This is a genomic window from Burkholderia sp. Bp8994 (assembly GCF_003853805.1).
GTDB lineage: Bacteria > Pseudomonadota > Gammaproteobacteria > Burkholderiales > Burkholderiaceae > Burkholderia.
The window spans coordinates 1-19,069 of sequence record NZ_QTQH01000030.1; the positions used below are offsets into that span (position 1 = coordinate 1).

The following is a 19,069-nucleotide window of genomic DNA, read 5'->3' on the forward strand; positions in this document are numbered from 1 at the left end:
CCGCGACGCCGCCGCGCACGCCCGCCCGCCCGGTGACGGGCGTCGGCGCCGCCGGCCAGTCGCCGGACGCCGCACGACGCCGCCCCGCGCCGCCGGCCCCGGCACGCGCGCCGCTCTACGCGTGGGTGCAACAGCCCGCGGAGCCGATCACGCCGGCACCGAGCGTTCACGACACGCTGCGCTCGATCGAAGCCAGTACCGCGCAGTGGGCGACGCTGGACGGTGTGCGGCAGGCCGATGTGTCGTCGGCACCGGCCGCCGCGGCGACCGTGGCCGGCGCGGTTGCAGCGGCGGGCAGCGTCGCCGCGTCGGCGTCGACGGCCGTACCGGCCGGAATCGTTGCGGACGCGCATCAGGCCTCGCCCCGCGACGCAGTCCGTCCGGACGCGCACGAAGCCGCGCCGGCCTATGACGACGCACCGATCGTGCTGGATGCATTCATGCCGGCGGAGCCGAGCATGCGCGTGCCTGCTGTCGATACGGATGGCGTGGCATTCGACGAGGCCGTGACGCCATCCGACGACTCACCGATCGTGCTGGATGCGTTCATGCCGGCCGAGCCGGGCGTGCGCGTGCCTGCTGTCGATACGGGTACTCCGGTGTTCGACGAGGCCGTGCGGCATGCCATGCCGGATCCTGGCGTCGAAACCGATGCGCCGACGCGTCACGCGGACCGCGAGCATCGGCATGGCGCCGATGCACCAGCCGCGCCGGCATTCGATGCCCCGATCGACTTTGCGCCTTGGGAAGACATCGTCAGCCCGCCGGTTTCCAGGCTCGGCGCGCCGCATGAAAGCCCGATTGCCGCACCACCGTCGGACGCGGATGAGTCGGTGGCCGCGAGCGCAGCGGTCGGTACGCCTTCGGCCGCTGTCACGTCGACCGTGAGCGCCACGGGCCGCACCGTCGATGCGAAGGATGCGGCAACGGCCGCCGGAATTGCCGGCCAGGTCCAATCGCAAGCTCCGGCGCTTGCCGATACCGCCGTATCGGTCGTCGCTGAAGAACACGCGCACGCGACGCAGGATGTCGTGAAGCCGGTCCAGCCGGTCACGCCGCCTCCCCTCTCCGCTTCGTCGATCGCGGCAACGCCGACGCAGCCGCGTGCCGATGCAGTGCCCGTCGCAGCAGCGACGACGGCAGCCTCGGCCGCGTCGAACACGGCACCGGCCGGCGCCGTGACGGGAACGGTCTGGCACGCGGCAGCAAAGCACGGTAGCGAAACCGCTCCGTTGCCTGCAGGCATGCAACGCGCCACGCCACCGGCACCGGCGGCGGCGGCGGCGGCGGCGGCGGCAACGGTGACACCGGCCGCCGCGGCCATGCAACCTGCGTCCGTCGACGCCGCTGCCTCCTCCGCATCATGGTCGAAGCCGTTGTCCGCTGAGCCCTTCGCTGGTGCGCAGACGACCTCGGCAGCTGACGCGTCGTCGCCCGTCGGCAGCGCATCCGGTTCTGCCGCGCCGGTGCCCGCGAACACGCCGAACAGCACGCCTGTCGCCGCAGCGCCTGCGTTTGCCGGCATGACAACGGCACAACCTTTTGCGGCCGCGCAAAACGCAGCGGCTGCGGCTTCCGCCCTGACGTCTGCGGCGGGCGCTTCCGGCCCGGCCACCGCGCAGCCTTTCGCATCCGCGCCGACCGTGGCAGCCGCCACGGCGCCTGCATCTACTGGCACGTCCTTCAGCGCAACCGGATCGCAACCTGTGCAACGCACGCCGGTGTCGCCTGCCGCCGCGTCTTTCGCCTCGTCGGGCAGCGCATTGGCCGCAGCGTCGACCGCATCGGCGACGCCTTCGGCAGCATCGACCACCCGCATGCCTGACGGTTCGGCATTCGGTGTGCCGGCCGCGACGACTGGAGCGACGCAGACGACAACCGGCGCCGCGCCTGTCGCTGCCACTGCCATCGCCCCGACACCGTCTTCCGGCGCACTCGCCCCGATGAACACGGTCGCCGTTGCCGCGCCCGCCGCGTTCGGCGCCACGCCTGCCGCGACAAATGGCGCGCCAGCCTCCTTCGCCGCTGCCCCGGCCGCGACGGCACCGGCCGCGTCGCCGACTTCCGCGCCCCCGTCGGTCTCGGCATTGCCGACCTACTCCGTGCCGGGCGGATCCGTCGACACGGCGACACCGGCGCAATCCATCGCGTCCGCACCGCTGCCGCAGGCCCCGTCGTTCACGACCCCGCCGGCTCCCGCCGCTGCGCCGGCGAGTTGGTCGATGTCCGACATCGGCACGACGCCCACGACAACCGGCATCACGATCCCGGCCGCCACGACCGTGCCGCTTCCGACCGCAACGCCTCCCGCGGCCACCGTGCCGCCGGCACCGGCGGAATCGGGCGCCCCGGCCGCCGACGCATCGGCCGCGCCCGCGCGCCAGCCGCGCCCGAACGCGTTCGAATTCCACGCACCCGCGTCGTTCAACGTGGAGTTGCCGACGCTCGACCTGCTCGAGCCCGCGTCCGACGACGTCGAAACGATCACCGAGGAACACCTCGCGCAGACGGCCCAGGTCATCGAGCAGCGCCTGCAGGAGTTCAAGGTGCCGGTGACGGTGGTCGGCGCATCGGCCGGCCCGGTGATCACGCGCTTCGAGATCGAACCCGCGCTCGGCGTGCGCGGCAGCCAGATCGTCGGCCTGATGAAGGACCTGTCGCGCGGCCTCGGCCTCACGTCGATCCGCGTCGTCGAGACGATTCCCGGCAAGACCTGCATGGGCCTCGAGCTACCGAACGCGAAACGCCAGATGATCCGCCTGTCGGAAATCCTCGAGTCGCGCCAGTACCAGCATTCGGCGTCGCAGCTGACGATCGCGATGGGCAAGGACATCACCGGCCACCCGGTCGTCACCGATCTCGCGAAGGCGCCGCACATGCTGGTCGCCGGCACGACGGGTTCGGGCAAGTCGGTCGCGATCAACGCGATGATCCTGTCGCTGCTGTACAAGGCGACGCCCGAGGACGTGCGGCTGATCATGATCGATCCGAAGATGCTCGAGCTGTCGGTCTACGAAGGCATCCCGCACCTGCTCGCGCCGGTCGTCACCGACATGAAGCTCGCGGCGAACGCACTGAACTGGTGCGTCGGTGAAATGGAGAAACGCTACCGGCTGATGTCGGCCGTCGGCGTGCGCAATCTCGCGGGCTTCAACCAGAAGATCCGCGACGCGGAGGCGAAGGAAAAGAAGATCGGCAACCCGTTCTCGCTGACGCCCGACGATCCCGAGCCGCTGTCGAAGCTGCCGCTGATCGTCGTCGTGATCGACGAGCTGGCCGACCTGATGATGGTCGCCGGCAAGAAGATCGAGGAGCTGATCGCCCGTCTCGCGCAAAAGGCGCGCGCGGCCGGCATCCACCTGATCCTCGCGACCCAGCGCCCGTCCGTCGACGTGATCACCGGCCTCATCAAGGCGAACATCCCGACGCGCGTCGCATTCCAGGTGTCGTCGAAGATCGACTCGCGCACGATCCTCGACCAGATGGGTGCCGAATCGCTGCTCGGCCAGGGCGACATGCTGTTCCTGCCGCCGGGCACGGGCTACCCGCAGCGCGTGCACGGCGCGTTCGTCGCGGACGAGGAAGTGCACCGGATCGTCGAATACCTGAAGCAGTTCGGCGAGCCGCAGTACGAGGAAGGAATTCTCGACGGCCCGGCCGCCGACGGTGCGACGCAGGACCTGTTCGGCGAAGCGCCGGATGCGGAAGCCGATCCGCTGTACGACGAAGCGGTCGCGTTCGTCGTGCGCACGCGGCGCGCGTCGATCTCGTCGGTGCAGCGCCAGTTGCGCATCGGCTACAACCGCGCCGCGCGCCTCGTCGAGCAGATGGAGGCGGCCGGACTGGTGTCGCCGATGGGCATCAACGGCAGCCGCGAGGTGCTCGTGCCGGCGGCGGCCGACTGAGCATGGCGGCAGCACGGCCGCCGACGATCGATCCGGGCGCCCCGCGCAAGCGGCCGCCCGGACGAACAAGGGCGCTGCCTCGGCAGCGCCCTTTTTTGATGGACGGCGATTTACAGCGCCGCCGGCACCAGCTTGAAGTCGACCGGGCTGCCGACCACGACCTTCTGCGGATTCGCGCCGAGCTGCCCCGTTTGGACGTCGCGGCTGAACACGTAGAACGTGTCGCTGTCCTGGTTGCCGACGATCAGCCACTTGCCGGTCGGATCGATCAGGAATTCACGCGGCGTCCTGCCGAGGCTCGACTGGCGCCCGACGGTCTTCAGCCGGCCGTCGGCCTGGTTCACCGCGTAGATCACGATTTCGTTCACGTCGCCGCGATTGCTCGCGTACAGGAAGCGGCCGTCCGGCGACAGGTGGAGCGCGCCGCCGCCGACCTTGCCCTTGAAGCCCGGCACCGTCATCGGCAGCGTCTCGACCGGCGTCAGCTTGCCGTCGCGGTAGCCGAACACCTCGACCGACGCGTTGAGTTCGCTCGTCACGTACGCGAACCGGCCGTCGGCGCCGAATACCATGTGACGCGGGCCGGAGCCGGCCTTCACCGGCGTGTAGCGCGTGTCGGTCGGGCTGATCAGCCCGCGGCTGCCGTCCACCGTGTAGCGGTAGCCGTAGAGCTTGTCCGCGCCGAGGTCCTGCACGAACAGGTAGCGGCCGTCGGGGGAGAACACTGTCGAGTGCACGTGCGCGCCATCCTGGCGCCCCTTCACGGGCCCCGTGCCCTCGTGATGCACCGTCAGCACGGCCGGGCCGGCCGCGCCGCCGTCGCGGATCGGGAACACGGCGAAGCTGCCGCCCGGATCGGCCGCGACCGAGTAGTTGGCCGTGACGAGGTACTTGCCGTCCGGTGACAGCGCGAGATAGCAAGGATCGTTCCCTTCCGACGACACGCGGTCGATGAACGTGAGCGCCCCCGTCTTCGGATCGAAGCCGAACGCGCTGATGCCGCCGCGCTGCGCGGCTGGCCCGTTGTCGCCGGGCAGTTCGTTGACCGCGTAGACGGTGCGACCGTCGCGGCTCGGCAACAGGTAGGACGGATTCACGGTCTTCGCCGACGACACGGGCGCGATGCTGCCCGTTTTCGTATCGAAGCGGTACACGTAGATCCCGTCGCTGCCGTGCCCCGTATAGGTGCCGACGAGCAGGTTGTAGACGCCGTCGGCCGGTGCCGGCGATTGTTGTGCGAAGGCGTGGGTCGCGGACAAGGAAAGCACGAGCGCGAAACCTTTCATCCAGTGAGCGAACCTAAGCGGGAACCCTCGTGTCGAAGCGCGCGCGTCACGCTCGCGTAAACGGTTGGGCATTGAATCCTCCTTGCATCGAGTCGCTTCAAGTGTTGAGATAGGACGAAACGCCGGCCGTTCATGCGCTCCGCCGCCCGGGCGAGTATACGGGGCGCGACGCCGGCGCGTGAAGCCCGGGCGCCGCAGCCCTGCATCGTGAACTCGAATATCCAAGGACCGCTTGCCCATGCCCGCCCTGATCGAAGACTACGCCCTCGTCGGCGACGGCCACACTGCCGCGCTGATCTCGAAAGACGGCTCCGTCGACTGGCTGTGCTGGCCCCGCTTCGATTCGGGCGCCTGTTTCGCGGCGCTGGTCGGCACGCCCGAGCACGGCCGCTGGCTGCTCGCGCCGGCCGCCGACGCCGCGATCACGCACACGACGCGCCGCTATCGCGGCGACACGCTGATCCTCGAAACCGACTACGAAAGCGCCGACGGCGCGGTCACCGTGATCGACTTCATGCCGCCCGGCAACGGCTGGTCCGAACTGGTGCGGATCGTCGTCGGCCGCCACGGCACGATGAAGATGCGCATGGAACTGGTGTTGCGCTTCGACTACGGTTTCTCGATCCCGTGGGTCACGCAGCTGACGCGCGAGGACGGCATGAAGGCGATCGCCGGCCCCGATACCGTCGTGCTGCGCACGCCGGTGCCGCTCACCGGCAAGAACCTCCATACGCTCGCGGAATTCACGGTGAGCGCCGACGAACGTGTGCCGTTTTCGCTCAGCTATGCGGCGTCGCACCTGCGGCTGCCGCCCGCGCGCGATCCGCTGTCGATGCTCGCGCGCACCGAGAACTACTGGCTCGAATGGTCGGGCCGCTGCCAGGTGCAGGGCCGCTACGCGGCCGCCGTGCGCCGTTCGCTGATCACGCTGAAGGCGCTCGCGTACGAGCCGACCGGCGGCATCGTCGCGGCGCCGACCACGTCGCTGCCCGAGAAGATCGGCGGCAACCGCAACTGGGACTACCGCTACTGCTGGCTGCGCGACGCGACGATCACGCTGCTCGCGCTGATGCGCGGCGGCTATTACGACGAGGCGCGCGCGTGGCGCACGTGGCTCGGCCGCGTGATGGCCGGCTCGCCCGAGCAGATCCAGATCATGTACGGGATCGCGGGCGAGCGCCGGCTGCCGGAAATGGAGCTCGACTGGCTGCCCGGCTACCAGGATTCGAAACCGGTGCGCGTCGGCAACGGCGCCGCGAACCAGCTCCAGCTCGACGTGTTCGGCGAAGTGATGGCCGCGCTGCACCTCGCGCGCGTGGGCGGCCTGCAGGCCGACGACACGGTGTGGTCCGTCCAGTGCTCGCTGCTCGACCATCTCGAGAAGATCTGGCGGGAACCCGACGAGGGCATCTGGGAGACGCGCGGCGGCCGCCGCCACTTCACGTTCTCGAAGGTGATGGCGTGGGTCGCGTTCGACCGCGCGATCAAGTCGGCGGAGATGTTCCGGCTGCCCGCGTCGCTCGACCGCTGGCGCGCGCTGCGCGACCGGATCCACGCGGACGTGTGCGACAACGCATGGCATGAAGGCAAACAGGCGTTTGCCCAGAGCTACGGCAGCGACGAGCTCGACGCGAGCGTGCTGCTGCTGCCGCTGCTCGGCTTCCTGCCGCCGGAAGACCCGCGCATCGTCGGCACGGTCGACGCGATCGAGCGGGAATTGCTGCACGACGGCCTCGTGATGCGCTACCGCACGACCGAGTACGACGACGGCCTGCCGCCGGGCGAAGGCACGTTCCTCGCGTGCAGCTTCTGGCTGGTCGACAACTACGCGCTGCTCGGCCGGATCGACGACGCGCACCGGCTGTTCAGCCGGCTGCTCGCGCTGTCGAACGACCTCGGGCTGCTCGCCGAGGAATACGATCCGGTCGATGGCCGGCTCGTCGGCAATTTCCCGCAGGCGTTCTCGCACGTGGCGCTCGTGCATACCGCGATGAACCTGATGCACCACGAAGAAGCGATGGCGCGCGCGGCCGGCCAGCCGGCGCCGGCCGTGGCGACGGGGCGCTGACCGGGGGTGGAGCGGCTTCTTCAGAGATCGTCAATTCGCAAACGTTTGATGAAAAATCGGAAAAATGTTGCATTGCAACATTGATCGTTGTCCGATATGATCGACTCGATTGTCCGGCCGCACTGCAACATGGCCGGTCGCTGACCCACACGGCACGCCGCGACGCCACACGCCCCTGCGCACCGTCCCCCAAGCGGGAGTAGTCTGCATGCTTTACCAACTGCACGAATTCCAGCGGGCGATGCTGAGCCCGCTCACGGCCTGGGCCCAGGCCGCCTCCAAGTCGTTCGCCAATCCGTCCAGCCCGTTCTCGCTGATGCCCGGCGCGCCGCGGATGGCCGCCGCGTACGAACTGATGTACCGGCTCGGCAAGGATTACGAGAAGCCCGAATTCAACATTCACCAGATCGTCAAGGACGGCCACAACATCCCGATCGTCGAGCAGACGATCATCGAGAAGCCGTTCTGCCGGCTGCTGCGTTTCAAGCGCTATTCGGACGACGCCGATGCCGTCACGCAGCTGAAGGACGAGCCGGTCGTGCTGGTCTGCGCGCCGCTGTCGGGCCACCACTCGACGCTGCTGCGCGACACCGTGCGCACGCTGCTGCAGGATCACAAGGTGTACATCACCGACTGGATCGATGCGCGGATGGTGCCGGTCGAGGTCGGCCCGTTCCACCTGCACGACTACATCGCGTACATCCAGGAATTCATCCGCCACATCGGCGCGCGCAACCTGCACGTGATCTCCGTGTGCCAGCCGACCGTGCCGGTGCTCGCGGCAATCTCGCTGATGGCGAGCCGCGGCGAGGACACGCCGCTCACGATGACGATGATGGGCGGCCCGATCGACGCGCGCCGCAGCCCGACGTCGGTGAATTCGCTGGCTACGCAACACTCGACCGCGTGGTTCGAGAACAACGTGATCCACACGGTGCCCGCGAACTATCCGGGCGAAGGCCGCCACGTGTATCCGGGCTTCCTGCAGCACACGGGCTTCGTCGCGATGAACCCGGAACGTCACGCGCAATCGCACTGGGACTTCTACCAGAGCCTGCTGCGCGGCGACGAGGACGACGCCGAGGCGCACCGCCGCTTCTACGACGAGTACAACGCGGTGCTCGACATGGCGGCCGAGTACTACCTCGAGACGATCCGCGTCGTGTTCCAGGAATTCCGGCTCGCGGAAGGCACGTGGGATGTCGCAGGCGAGCGCGTGCGTCCGCAGGACATCAAGCACACCGCGCTGATGACGATCGAGGGTGAACTCGACGACATCTCGGGCAGCGGCCAGACGCACGTCGCGCATGAGCTGTGCACGGGCATCCCGCAGGACGACCGCCGCAGCCTGACCGCCGAGAAGTGCGGTCACTACGGGATCTTTTCGGGCCGCCGCTGGCGCACGATCATCTATCCGCAGTTGCGCGACTTCATCCGCGAGCATGCGCCGGAACCGAAGAACGGCACGACGAAGTTGCCTCCCGATGCACAGGACGCGACCACGATCGGCGCCGTGCCGGCCGCCACGCCGCAGCCTGAAACGACGGCGCGCGCCACCGCCGCGAAGCGCACTCGCCCGAAAGCGCCGGCCGTGACGGTCGCACCCGCCAGGACGGCCGTCGCGAAGGCCGCACCTGCCGCGAAACGCGCAGGCAGCACGCGCGCCAAGCCCGCGCGGGCGCGCAAGGCCGCCTGACGCACCGCGTCCCGACGCAAAAACGCCGCCGGTGCTTGCGCACGGCGGCGTTTTTTTATCCGGCGGTCGCGCTCGCGGCGACTCATCGATTCATCGACGCGTCGGTTCATCGGCGCGTCGGTTCGACGGTTCGTCGACTCAGCGCCGCAGCAGATACGCGAGCAGCAACTCGGTGTTCATCCTGACCATCTCCGCGCGCTCGTCGGCTTCGCTGAAGTCGCGGCCGAGCGTCGCGGCGAGCGTGAAGCGGTTCGACACGATGTAATAGCCGAGCCCCGACAGCGTCACGTAGAAGCGCAGCGGATCGACGTCGCTGCGGAACAGCCCGGCTTTCTGGCCGCGCATCAGCACGTTGCCGAGCTTCGCGACGATCGGCGACATCATCTCGCGGATCCGCGTCGACTTGTGCAGGTAGCGCGCTTCGTGCAGGTTCTCGTTGTTGATGAGCCGCAGCAGCTCGGGATGATCGCGGTAGTAGTCCCACACGAAATGCGCGAGCCGCGTGACGGCCTCGACGGGCGCCACGCCATCCAGGTCGAGCACGCGCTCGGCCTCGGTCAGCGCGGAGAACGCGTGTTCGAGCACGGCCGTAAACAGCTGCTCCTTGCTGCCGAAGTAGTAATAGAGCATGCGCTCGTTGGTCTCGGCCCGGCGCGCGATCTGGTCGACACGTGCGCCGAACAGCCCTCCACCCGCGAACTCTTCGGCTGCCGCCATCAGGATGCGGCGGCGTGTACCTTCAGGATCTCTTTTGATTTTTGGCTGATTCATGGTGGCGTTTTGCTATGTGAGCCGCGTGATCCTGATCCGGACCGGCACCCCCACCGCCTCGGCGCCGGCTGCCCTGGAACGAGCGCGCCGCATGCGGCCGCCCTCCTGCTGAGCCCCTGCAAAAAAGCGGTTCGATTATGCGCACAGACAGCGTCCAGCGCAATGCGGGAAATCGGCGATAATCAAGGTTTGGCAAACCTTTCCGGCCGCGCCAGACGCGGCCGAGAGCCATTCGGCGCTGCTGCGCCCGTTGTCACCGTGACTGATTCCAAGACCCTCGCGGATCGCATCGAAGATCTGCTTCCCCAGACGCAATGCACGAAGTGCGGCTATAACGGCTGCCGTCCGTACGCCGAAGCGATCGCCGCCGGCGACGCGAACTACAACCAGTGCCCGCCCGGCGGCGCCGAAGGCATCGCACGCCTCGCGCGCCTGCTCGGCAAGCCCGTGATCCCGCTGAATCCCGTCAACGGCGCCGAGCATCCGCGCGCCGTCGCGTTCATCGACGAAAGCCTGTGCATCGGCTGCACGCTGTGCATGCAGGCGTGCCCGGTCGACGCGATCATCGGCGCACCGAAACAGATGCACACGATCGTCGAATCGCTGTGCACGGGCTGCGACCTGTGCGTACCGCCCTGCCCGGTCGACTGCATCGCGATGGTCCCCGTGACCGACGAGCGCACCGGCTGGGACGCGTGGTCGCAGGAACAGGCGGACGCCGCGCGCGAGCGCCACGACCGCCGGCTCGCGCGCCAGCGTCGCGAACGCGAGGCCGCCGAGGCGCGCGCCGCCGCCCGCCGCGCGGCCAGCGCCGGCGCCGGCGCGGCCAAGGCTGCGCCGGCCGCGGAACAGCCGGGCGCACCGGGCGCTGCCCCGGCCGACGACGCCGACGCGAAGAAGCGCGCGATCATCGCCGCCGCGCTCGAACGCGCACGCAAGAAGAAGGAAGAACTGTCCGGGCAAGGCGCCGGGCCGAAGAACACCGAAGGCGTGAGCGCGGCCGTGCAGGCGCAGATCGACGCGGCCGAAGCCCGCCGCAAGCGGCTCGCCGAACAGCAGGCGCAGCGCGACGCCGAGGCCGCCGGCGACACCCGCGACGATCCGAACCACGACGACCGGAACGGCCCGTCCGCGCCGCCCGACAAGAACCGTCCATGAACGCCACGAAACGACGCGCGATCTACGAAACGCTGCAAAGCCTCAATCCGCATCCGACCACCGAGCTCGAATACACGACGCCGTTCGAGTTGCTGATCGCGGTGATGCTGTCCGCGCAGGCGACCGACGTGTCGGTCAACAAGGCGATGCGCAAGATGTTCCCGGTCGCGAACACCCCGCGACAAATCGTCGCGCTCGGTGAAGAAGGCGTCGCCGACTACATCAAGACGATCGGCCTGTACCGCACCAAGGCCAAGAACGTGATCGCGACGTGCAACATCCTGCTCGAGCGCTACGACGGCGAGGTGCCGGCCGATCGCGAAGCGCTCGAGAGCCTGCCAGGCGTCGGCCGCAAGACCGCGAACGTCGTGCTGAACACTGCGTTCGGCCAGCCGACGATCGCGGTCGACACGCACATCTTCCGCGTCGCGAACCGCACGGGGCTCGCGCCGGGCAAGGACGTGCGGGCCGTGGAGGCCGCGCTCGAGAAGTTCACGCCGAAGGAATTCCTGCAGGACGCGCATCACTGGCTGATCCTGCACGGACGCTATGTGTGCAAGGCGCGCAAGCCCGAATGCTGGCACTGCGTGATCGAGCCGCTGTGCGAATTCCGGCCGAAGACGCCGCCGCCGAACGAGTGAGCGTCAGCCGCGGCTGACGCACTGCACGCGGCCGCTCGTGCCGCTCGTGCGCGCGGGCAGCGCGCGGCACGACCAGCGGACGCCATTGCGGCGCCCGCGGCTTGTCCCTGCCCTGCTATGCGTTGGACGTCGCCGTCGCGTCGTCGGCCGCCGCGCCGCCCGCGCGCACGAGCGCGAGCACGGCCGCGAGGATCGCGACGCCGCCGATCCACTGCAACGGCGACAGCGCCTCGCCGAACAGCAGCGCCGCGAGCGCGACCGTCACGACCGGCTCGAGCGTCGACAGCATCGACGTGCGCGCGGCCCCCAGCCGCTCGAGCCCGGCGAAGAACGCGAGCATCGCGGCGACCGTCGACACCAAGGCGATCGCGAGCATCGACGCCCAGCCGGCAGCCGTCGCCGGCCAGCGCGGCGGCGCACCGAACGCCGCGGTCCGCACGATCGCGATCGCGACGAGCGTCGCGGTCGCCGACAGGCAGATGACGGCGGTCGTCGCGAGCGGATCGACGCCGCGCGTCGCCTTCGTGCCGCCGACGATGTACAGCGAATAGATCACCGCGGCGGCCAGCGCGAGCGCGATGCCGAGCGGCTCGCCGTGGCCGCCGCCGACCATCAGCGCGGAGCCCGCGACGCAGAGCACGAGCGCGACCGCCTTCGCGCGCGTGAGGCGCTCGCCGAGCCACCATGCGGCCAGCAGCGTGACAAAGGCCGGATACAGGTACAGCAGCAATGCGACGAGGCTCGCCTGCGCATGCTGGAGCGCACTGAAATAGCAGAACGACTGCCCGACGTAGCCGAGCGCCCCCATCGCCACGAGCGGCGCGAGCGTGCGGCCGCGCGGCCATGCGACGCGGCGGTGCCGCGCGATCGCGGCAAGGATCGCGCCGCCGATCGCGAAGCGCACGATCAGCAGCCCGAGCACGTCGACGCCGGCCGCATACGCATAGCGGCCGAAGATCGCCATCGCGCCGAAGGCGGCGGCGGACAACGCGACATAGAGCGCGCCCTGTAGCGCGGCGGACGATGAGCGGACGGTGGCGGACATGATGGAGCGGTGCGAGCGCGACGACGGGAATCGTCGGAGTGTAGCGGCGCGGCGGCCGGCAGCCTAGCCCGCGCTTACCCGTTGCGCGGCGGCCGGCGCCGCGCCGGCCCGCACCTATCGGCCCGATGCCCGATGCCCGATCTCCCGATCTCCCGATATGCCTGATATGCCTGATATGCCTGATGTGCCCGATGCATCCGCTGCGCGCCGCAAGCGCCCCGCCGGCCCCACCCGCCGCCAGCGCCGCGCGCCGACCCGGCGTACAATGCGCGACGCGGCATGACGCCGCCCGAATCACGACGTTTCCCCACCATGTTCAATCCGAGTCGCGACGAAGTCCGTCGCTTTTTCACCGAGACCTGGCGCAAGCAGCGCGCCGGCGAGATCCTGACGCCGCTGGAAGCGATGGCAGCCGACTGGATCGTCGAGCATCCGGAATACCACGACGACCTCGCGGACGCCGACGGCGCCGCCGCGCGCAACTACACGCCCGAGGAAGGCCGCACGAACCCGTTCCTGCATCTGTCGATGCACCTCGCGATCAGCGAGCAGCTGTCGATCGACCAGCCGCCCGGCATTCGCGCCGCGCACGACAAGCTGGCCGCGAAGCTCGACTCGACCCACGAGGCGCAGCACATGATCATGGAGTGCCTCGGCGAGACGATCTGGGAAGCGCAGCGCACCGGCACGCCGCCCGATACGGACGCGTACCTGCAGCGCATCCTGCGCCGCGCGTCGCGCGACTGAGCGCCGCGGACAAAAAAATACCCCGCCGCGGCGGGGTATTCCGGCTGCACGGACCGGCAAGGTCCGGCGCGCTTACTTCTTGAAGACGAGATCCGTCTCTTTAAGCGACTCGATGTAGGCCGCGATGTCCTTCATGTCGCTGACCGACAGGTTCTGCACCTGCGCCTGCATGATCGCGTTGTTGCGACCGAGCAGCGGGTTCGTCAGCCCCATCTGGTACTGGCGCATCGCCCACACGAGGTAGTCGGCGTGCTGGCCCGCGAGGCGCGGATATTCTGCGTTGATCGGCTTGTTCAGCTGCGCGCCGTGGCAGGCCGCGCAGTTGTGCGACTCGACCAGCTCCTTGCCCTTCGTGGTGTCCGCCGCATGCGCGGTACCGATCGCGAGGCCGGCCGCCAGTGCAACCGCCGCCGTCTTGAATGCGTTGTTCATGAATGCTCCTGTCCCGCCGGTCAGATCGGCGGCGCGCGCTTTACTTGTAGGGATTGTCCTTCGTGTCGGCCTTCTGGACGGCGTAGTAAGCCGCCAGATCCGCGATGTCCTGGTCCGTCAGCGAACCGGCGATCGCGTTCATCGACGGGAAGTGACGATCTTTCTTGCGGTAGGCCTTCAGCGCGTTCTCGAGGTATTGCTGGTTCTGGCCGCCGAGGACGGGCACCCGGTAGACCTCCGGATACGCCGCGCGGTAATCCTGGATGCCGTGGCAACCGATACACATGGCGGCCTTGCTTGCCCCGTCCTTCGGGTTGCCGACCACACCGGCCGCCTGCGCGCTGCCCGCGAGCGCCACGAGCGCTGCGACAACGACGTGTTTGCCGACGAATTTGTTCATAGCTCTTGTAACCTAGCTTGAGGGGAAACTGGCGCCGAAGCGGCAACGGCCCGCGCCGTTTTGCTTGTCGGTCGCCACGCAGGCCAAAAAAAACGGCCAGATTGTACCGCGTCGGCGGGGAATGCGTCCATACGGCGCCCCGGTCCGCCCCGCCGCAGCCCCGCAACGATACGCGGCCCCGGCCCAACCGGACAGCCCTTCTGACTTATACTGGGTTTTTTTGCGACCAGGAAAGAGCGCCGCCATGCGTTTCGAAGGATCCTCGCACTACGTCGCCACCGACGACCTGAAGCTCGCGGTCAATGCCGCGCTGACGCTGCAGCGCCCGCTGCTGATCAAGGGCGAGCCCGGCACCGGCAAGACCATGCTCGCCGAGGAAGTGGCGGCCGCGCTCGACATGCCGCTGCTGCAGTGGCACATCAAGTCGACGACGAAGGCGCAGCAGGGCCTGTACGAATACGACGCCGTGTCGCGGCTGCGCGACTCGCAGCTCGGCGACGCGCGCGTGAAGGACATCGCGAACTACATCGTGAAGGGCGTGCTGTGGCAGGCGTTCGACGCCGAGCACCCGAGCGTGCTGCTGATCGACGAGATCGACAAGGCCGACATCGAATTCCCGAACGACCTGCTGCGCGAGCTCGACCGGATGGAATTCCACGTGTACGAGACGCGCGAGACCGTGCGCGCGAAGCACCGCCCGCTCGTGATCATCACGTCGAACAACGAGAAGGAGCTGCCCGACGCATTCCTGCGCCGCTGCTTCTTCCACTACATCCAGTTTCCCGATCCGTCGACGATGCAGCAGATCGTCGCGGTCCACTTCCCGGACATCCGCGAGGAACTGCTGCGCGCGGCGCTCGAGAGCTTCTTCGAGCTGCGCGCCGTGTCGGGGCTGAAGAAGAAGCCGTCGACGTCCGAGCTGCTCGACTGGCTGAAGCTGCTGCTCGCCGAGAACATCCCGGCCGACGCGCTGCGCGGCGTCGACGCGAAGCAGATCGTGCCGCCGCTCGCGGGCGCGCTGCTGAAGAACGAGCAGGATCTGAGCCTGCTCGAGCGGCTCGTCTACATGAACCGGCACAACCGGTAACCCACCCGCGAAGGCCCGGCCATGCTGCTCAATTTCTTCTACGCGCTGCGCGCAGCCAAGCTGCCCGTCTCGGTGAAGGAATACCTGACGCTGCTCGAATCGCTGAAGGCCGGGCTGATCTCGCCGTCGATCGACGCGTTCTACTTCCTCGCGCGGATGACGCTCGTCAAGGACGAGCAGTACTTCGACAAGTTCGACCAGGCGTTCGGCGCGTATTTCCACGGCGTGTCCGCCCTGCCTTCCGAGGCGTTCGACGTTCCGCTCGACTGGCTCGAGAAACGCCTCGAGCGCGAGCTGTCGCCGGAGGAAAAGGCGCAGATCGAAGCGATGGGCGGCCTCGACAAGCTGATGGAGCGCCTGAAGGAACTGCTCGACGAGCAGAAGGAACGCCACGAAGGCGGCAACAAGTGGATCGGCACCGGCGGCACGTCGCCGTTCGGGCACGGCGGCTACAACCCCGAAGGCATGCGCATCGGCGGCCCGTCGAACGGCAACCGCACCGCGGTCAAGGTGTGGGAAGCGCGCGCCTATCGCGACTACGACGATTCCGTCGAGATCGGCACGCGCAACATCAAGGTCGCGCTGCGGCGCCTGCGCCGCTTCGCGCGCGAAGGCGCGGCCGAGGAGCTCGACCTGCCCGGCACGATCCGCAGCACGGCCGCGAACGCCGGCTGGCTCGACCTGCGGATGGTGCCCGAGCGCCACAACAACGTGAAGGTGCTGATGCTGCTCGACGTCGGCGGCTCGATGGACGACCACATCAAGCGCACCGAGGAGCTGTTCTCGGCCGCGAAGGCCGAGTTCAAGCACCTGGAGTTCTACTACTTCCACAACTGCGTGTACGACCACCTGTGGAAGAACAACCGCCGCCGCCACGCGGAGCGCACCGCGACGTGGGACGTGCTGCACAAGTTCACGCCCGACTACAAGCTGATCTTCGTCGGCGACGCGACGATGAGCCCGTACGAGGTGCTGCAACCCGGCGGCTCGGTCGAATACAACAATCCGGAAGCCGGCGCCGTCTGGCTGCGCCGCCTCGCCGACCAGTTCCCCCACCATGCCTGGCTGAACCCGGAGCCCGAGCGGCTATGGGAATACCGGCAATCGGTCTCGATCATTCGCGACGTGCTCGGTCAGCGCATGTACCCGCTCACGCTCGCGGGCCTCGAAACCGCGATGCGCGCACTCAGCAAGTAACGAACCCACCCTGCAGACACGAAGGCCGCGTCCAGGCGGCCTCCCCCGGAGATAGCATGAACCCTTCGCCCACCGCGAGCGCTGGCCGCGCCGGCGGCCGCCGCTTTTTCACCGATACGTCCGTCTCGGCGCTCGTCGCCGGCTTCGTCGCGATGATGACGGGCTACACGAGCTCGCTCGTGCTGATGTTCCAGGCCGGCCGCGCCGCGCACCTGACCGACGCGCAGATCTCGTCGTGGATCTGGGCGCTGTCGATCGGCATGGCGCTGACGACGATCGGCCTGTCGCTGCGCTTTCGCGCGCCCGTCGTGGTCGCGTGGTCGACGCCCGGCGCCGCGCTGCTGATCGCGTCGCTGCCCGGCGTACCGTATCCCGAAGCCATCGGCGCGTTCGTCGTGTGCGCACTGCTGCTGACCGCGGTCGGCCTGAGCGGGCTGTTCGACACGCTGATGCGGCGCATTCCGGCCGGCATCGCTGCCGCCCTGCTCGCGGGCATCCTGTTCGAGATCGGCATCGAGATCTTCCGCGCCGCGCAGTTCCAGACCGCGCTCGTGCTCGCGATGTTCTTCACCTACCTGATCGTCAAGCGGCTCGCGCCGCGCTACGCGATCGTCACGACGCTGCTCGTCGGCACCGTGGCGGCCGGCGGCCTCGGGCTGCTCGACTTCAGCCGCTTCCACATCGCGCTCGCGCAACCCGTGTTCACGATGCCCGCGTTCTCGATCGCGTCGATCGTCAGCATCGGCATTCCGCTGTTCGTCGTCGCGATGGCGTCGCAGAACGTGCCGGGCATCGCGGTGCTGCGCGCGGACGGCTATTCGACCCCGTCGTCGCCGCTGATCGCGTCCACCGGCCTCGCGTCGCTGCTGCTCGCGCCGTTCGGCTCGCACGGCGTGAACCTCGCGGCGATCACCGCGGCGATCTGCACGGGCCCCGAAGCGCACGAGGATCACGCGAAGCGCTACACGGCCGCCGTGTGGTGCGGCACGTTCTACCTGATCGCCGGGATCTTCGGCGCGACGATCGCCGCGCTGTTCGCGGCACTGCCGAAGGCGCTCGTCGTGTCGGTCGCCGCGCTCGCGCTGTTCGGCTCGATCATGAGCGGGCTCGCGAACGCGATGCAGGACGTGAAGCAGCGCGAAGCCGCGCTCGTCACGTTCATGGTCACCGCGTCGGGTCTGACGCTGTTGTCGATCGGCTCGGCGTTCTGGGGCCTCGTCGCGGGGATCGTCACGCAGGTGATCCTGAACGCGCGTCGCCCCGCGTGATGCGGCGCGACGCCCGCCACGGCAGGCGCCGGACCCGCCAAAACGTGCCCGACACGAATCGGGCCTAAAATGATGGATCGAAGGCGGCGCCCGGCGCCGCCTCGCTTCGCCGCCGCGCTCGCGCGGCCCGTGAGAACCCGGCGCGCCGCGCCCTTCTTCCGAATCGCCATGACTACCGCACTCGACCAGCTGAAGCAGTACACGACCGTCGTCGCCGACACGGGCGATTTCCAGCAGCTTGCGCAATACAAGCCGCAGGATGCGACCACGAACCCGTCGCTGATCCTGAAGGCCGTCCAGAAGGACGCGTACAAGCCGATCCTCGAGAAAACCGTCCGCGATCATCGCAACGAAAGCACCGATTTCATCATCGACCGCCTGCTGATCGCATTCGGCACCGAGATCCTGAAGCTGATTCCGGGCCGCGTGTCGACCGAGGTCGATGCGCGCCTGTCGTTCGACACGCAGCGCTCGATCGACAAGGGTCGCGAACTCATCGCACTGTACGAGGCCGCCGGCGTCGGCCGCGAGCGCATCCTGATCAAGCTCGCGTCGACGTGGGAAGGCATTCGCGCGGCCGAGGTGCTGCAGAAGGAAGGGATCAAGTGCAACATGACCCTGCTTTTCTCGCTCGTGCAGGCCGCCGCGTGCGCGGAAGCCGGCGCGCAACTGATCTCGCCGTTCGTCGGCCGCATCTACGACTGGTACAAGAAGCAGGCCGGCGCCGACTGGGATGAAGCGAAGAACGGCGGTGCGAACGATCCGGGCGTGCAGTCGGTGCGCCGCATCTACACCTACTACAAGACGTTCGGCTACAACACCGAAGTGATGGGCGCGAGCTTCCGCACGACGAGCCAGATCACCGAGCTCGCGGGCTGCGACCTGCTGACGATCAGCCCCGATTTGCTGCAGAAGCTGCACGACAGCACCGAAACGGTGGCGCGCAAGCTGTCGCCGGACGCGCTGCAGGACAAGCCGACCGAGCGCGTCGCGATCGACGAGGCGTCGTTCCGCTTCCAGCTGAACGACGAAGCGATGGCGACCGAAAAGCTGTCCGAAGGCATCCGCGTGTTCGCCGCCGATGCGGTGAAGCTCGAAAAGCTGATCGACGGGCTGCGCTGAACCACGCCGCACCTGACGTGACGGCCGGCAGTTGAACTGTCAGCAACCCTGACAACAGCCGTCAGCAGCGTGACGAACGGCCGCGAACCGCGTGTTCGCGGCCGTTTTTATTTTTCATTCCATCGTCAGACGCGCGCACTACAATCCACGTCACGAGTGCGCCGGCCGCATCCCGGCGTGCTCTTCCCGGTCAATCTTGGAAGTACCCGCGCCGGCACCGACACGCCGGCCCGGTCAACAGGAGAC

15 protein-coding genes and 1 pseudogene are annotated in these 19,069 nt (G+C 68.4%); 10 read left to right on the forward strand and 6 right to left on the reverse strand.

Annotated features, from left to right (window positions below; translation table 11 throughout):
- Positions 1–664: 664 nt before the first annotated feature.
- Positions 665–1,987, reverse strand: a complete 1,323-nt coding sequence (locus DIE04_RS30420) for a hypothetical protein (RefSeq protein ID WP_409333462.1) — start codon at positions 1,985–1,987, stop codon at positions 665–667.
- A gap of 334 nt (positions 1,988–2,321) precedes the next feature.
- Here DIE04_RS30420 and DIE04_RS30425 point away from each other — a divergent pair.
- Positions 2,322–3,905 (forward strand): annotated as a pseudogene (locus DIE04_RS30425) (DNA translocase FtsK); the annotation flags it as partial.
- Positions 3,906–4,015: 110 nt separating this feature from the next.
- Here the strand turns inward: DIE04_RS30425 and DIE04_RS27070 are convergent.
- Complete coding sequence (locus DIE04_RS27070; RefSeq protein ID WP_124521605.1) at positions 4,016–5,263, reverse strand: lactonase family protein; 1,248 nt, start codon at positions 5,261–5,263, stop codon at positions 4,016–4,018.
- A 166-nt stretch (positions 5,264–5,429) separates the two neighbouring features.
- Between DIE04_RS27070 and DIE04_RS27080 the strand changes: the two genes are divergently transcribed.
- Positions 5,430–7,259, forward strand: a complete 1,830-nt coding sequence (locus DIE04_RS27080) for a glycoside hydrolase family 15 protein (RefSeq protein WP_044849192.1) — start codon at positions 5,430–5,432, stop codon at positions 7,257–7,259.
- Positions 7,260–7,467: 208 nt separating this feature from the next.
- Entirely contained in the window at positions 7,468–8,955 is a 1,488-nt protein-coding gene (locus DIE04_RS27090; protein WP_124487192.1) for a polyhydroxyalkanoate depolymerase, read from the forward strand.
- Positions 8,956–9,093: 138 nt separating this feature from the next.
- Here the strand turns inward: DIE04_RS27090 and DIE04_RS27095 are convergent, their stop codons facing one another.
- On the reverse strand, positions 9,094–9,726 hold the full coding sequence (locus DIE04_RS27095; protein WP_044849194.1) for a TetR family transcriptional regulator: 633 nt from the start codon (positions 9,724–9,726) through the stop codon (positions 9,094–9,096).
- 162 nt (positions 9,727–9,888) lie between these two features.
- On the opposite strand from DIE04_RS27095, the gene rsxB reads away from it, so the two are divergent.
- Together rsxB and nth are read left to right on the forward strand one after the other, a co-directional pair.
- Positions 9,889–10,884, forward strand: a complete 996-nt coding sequence (gene rsxB / locus DIE04_RS27100) for an electron transport complex subunit RsxB (protein ID WP_124521603.1) — start codon at positions 9,889–9,891, stop codon at positions 10,882–10,884.
- Positions 10,881–11,525: an endonuclease III gene (gene nth / locus DIE04_RS27105; RefSeq protein WP_124487190.1), complete on the forward strand. Its 645-nt coding sequence runs from the start codon at positions 10,881–10,883 to the stop codon at positions 11,523–11,525. Before rsxB ends, nth begins: the two co-directional genes overlap by 4 nt.
- 115 nt (positions 11,526–11,640) lie before the next feature.
- Here nth and DIE04_RS27110 read toward each other — a convergent pair whose 3' ends face one another.
- Positions 11,641–12,570, reverse strand: a complete 930-nt coding sequence (locus tag DIE04_RS27110; protein ID WP_124487189.1) for a DMT family transporter — start codon at positions 12,568–12,570, stop codon at positions 11,641–11,643.
- A gap of 279 nt (positions 12,571–12,849) precedes the next feature.
- On the opposite strand from DIE04_RS27110, the gene DIE04_RS27115 reads away from it, so the two are divergent.
- On the forward strand, positions 12,850–13,317 hold the full coding sequence (locus tag DIE04_RS27115; RefSeq protein WP_374692714.1) for a DUF1841 family protein: 468 nt from the start codon (positions 12,850–12,852) through the stop codon (positions 13,315–13,317).
- 72 nt (positions 13,318–13,389) lie between these two features.
- On the opposite strand, the gene DIE04_RS27120 is transcribed toward DIE04_RS27115, so the two are convergent.
- Entirely contained in the window at positions 13,390–13,749 is a 360-nt protein-coding gene (locus DIE04_RS27120) for a cytochrome c (protein ID WP_011885615.1), read from the reverse strand.
- A 40-nt stretch (positions 13,750–13,789) separates the two neighbouring features.
- Entirely contained in the window at positions 13,790–14,149 is a 360-nt protein-coding gene (locus DIE04_RS27125; RefSeq protein ID WP_011352793.1) for a c-type cytochrome, read from the reverse strand.
- A 244-nt stretch (positions 14,150–14,393) separates the two neighbouring features.
- On the opposite strand from DIE04_RS27125, the gene DIE04_RS27130 reads away from it, so the two are divergent.
- From DIE04_RS27130 to tal, 4 genes are all read left to right on the forward strand, one after another.
- Complete coding sequence (locus tag DIE04_RS27130; RefSeq protein WP_124487188.1) at positions 14,394–15,236, forward strand: MoxR family ATPase; 843 nt, start codon at positions 14,394–14,396, stop codon at positions 15,234–15,236.
- A gap of 21 nt (positions 15,237–15,257) precedes the next feature.
- Complete coding sequence (locus DIE04_RS27135) at positions 15,258–16,433, forward strand: VWA domain-containing protein (RefSeq protein WP_124521601.1); 1,176 nt, start codon at positions 15,258–15,260, stop codon at positions 16,431–16,433.
- A gap of 56 nt (positions 16,434–16,489) precedes the next feature.
- Positions 16,490–17,701 carry a benzoate/H(+) symporter BenE family transporter gene (locus DIE04_RS27140; protein ID WP_044846441.1) on the forward strand — a complete coding sequence of 404 codons (1,212 nt, stop codon included), beginning with the start codon at positions 16,490–16,492 and terminating at the stop codon, positions 17,699–17,701.
- Between the two features lie 168 nt (positions 17,702–17,869).
- Entirely contained in the window at positions 17,870–18,823 is a 954-nt protein-coding gene (gene tal, locus DIE04_RS27145; protein WP_044846440.1) for a transaldolase, read from the forward strand.
- The last annotated feature ends 246 nt before the right edge of the window (positions 18,824–19,069 follow it).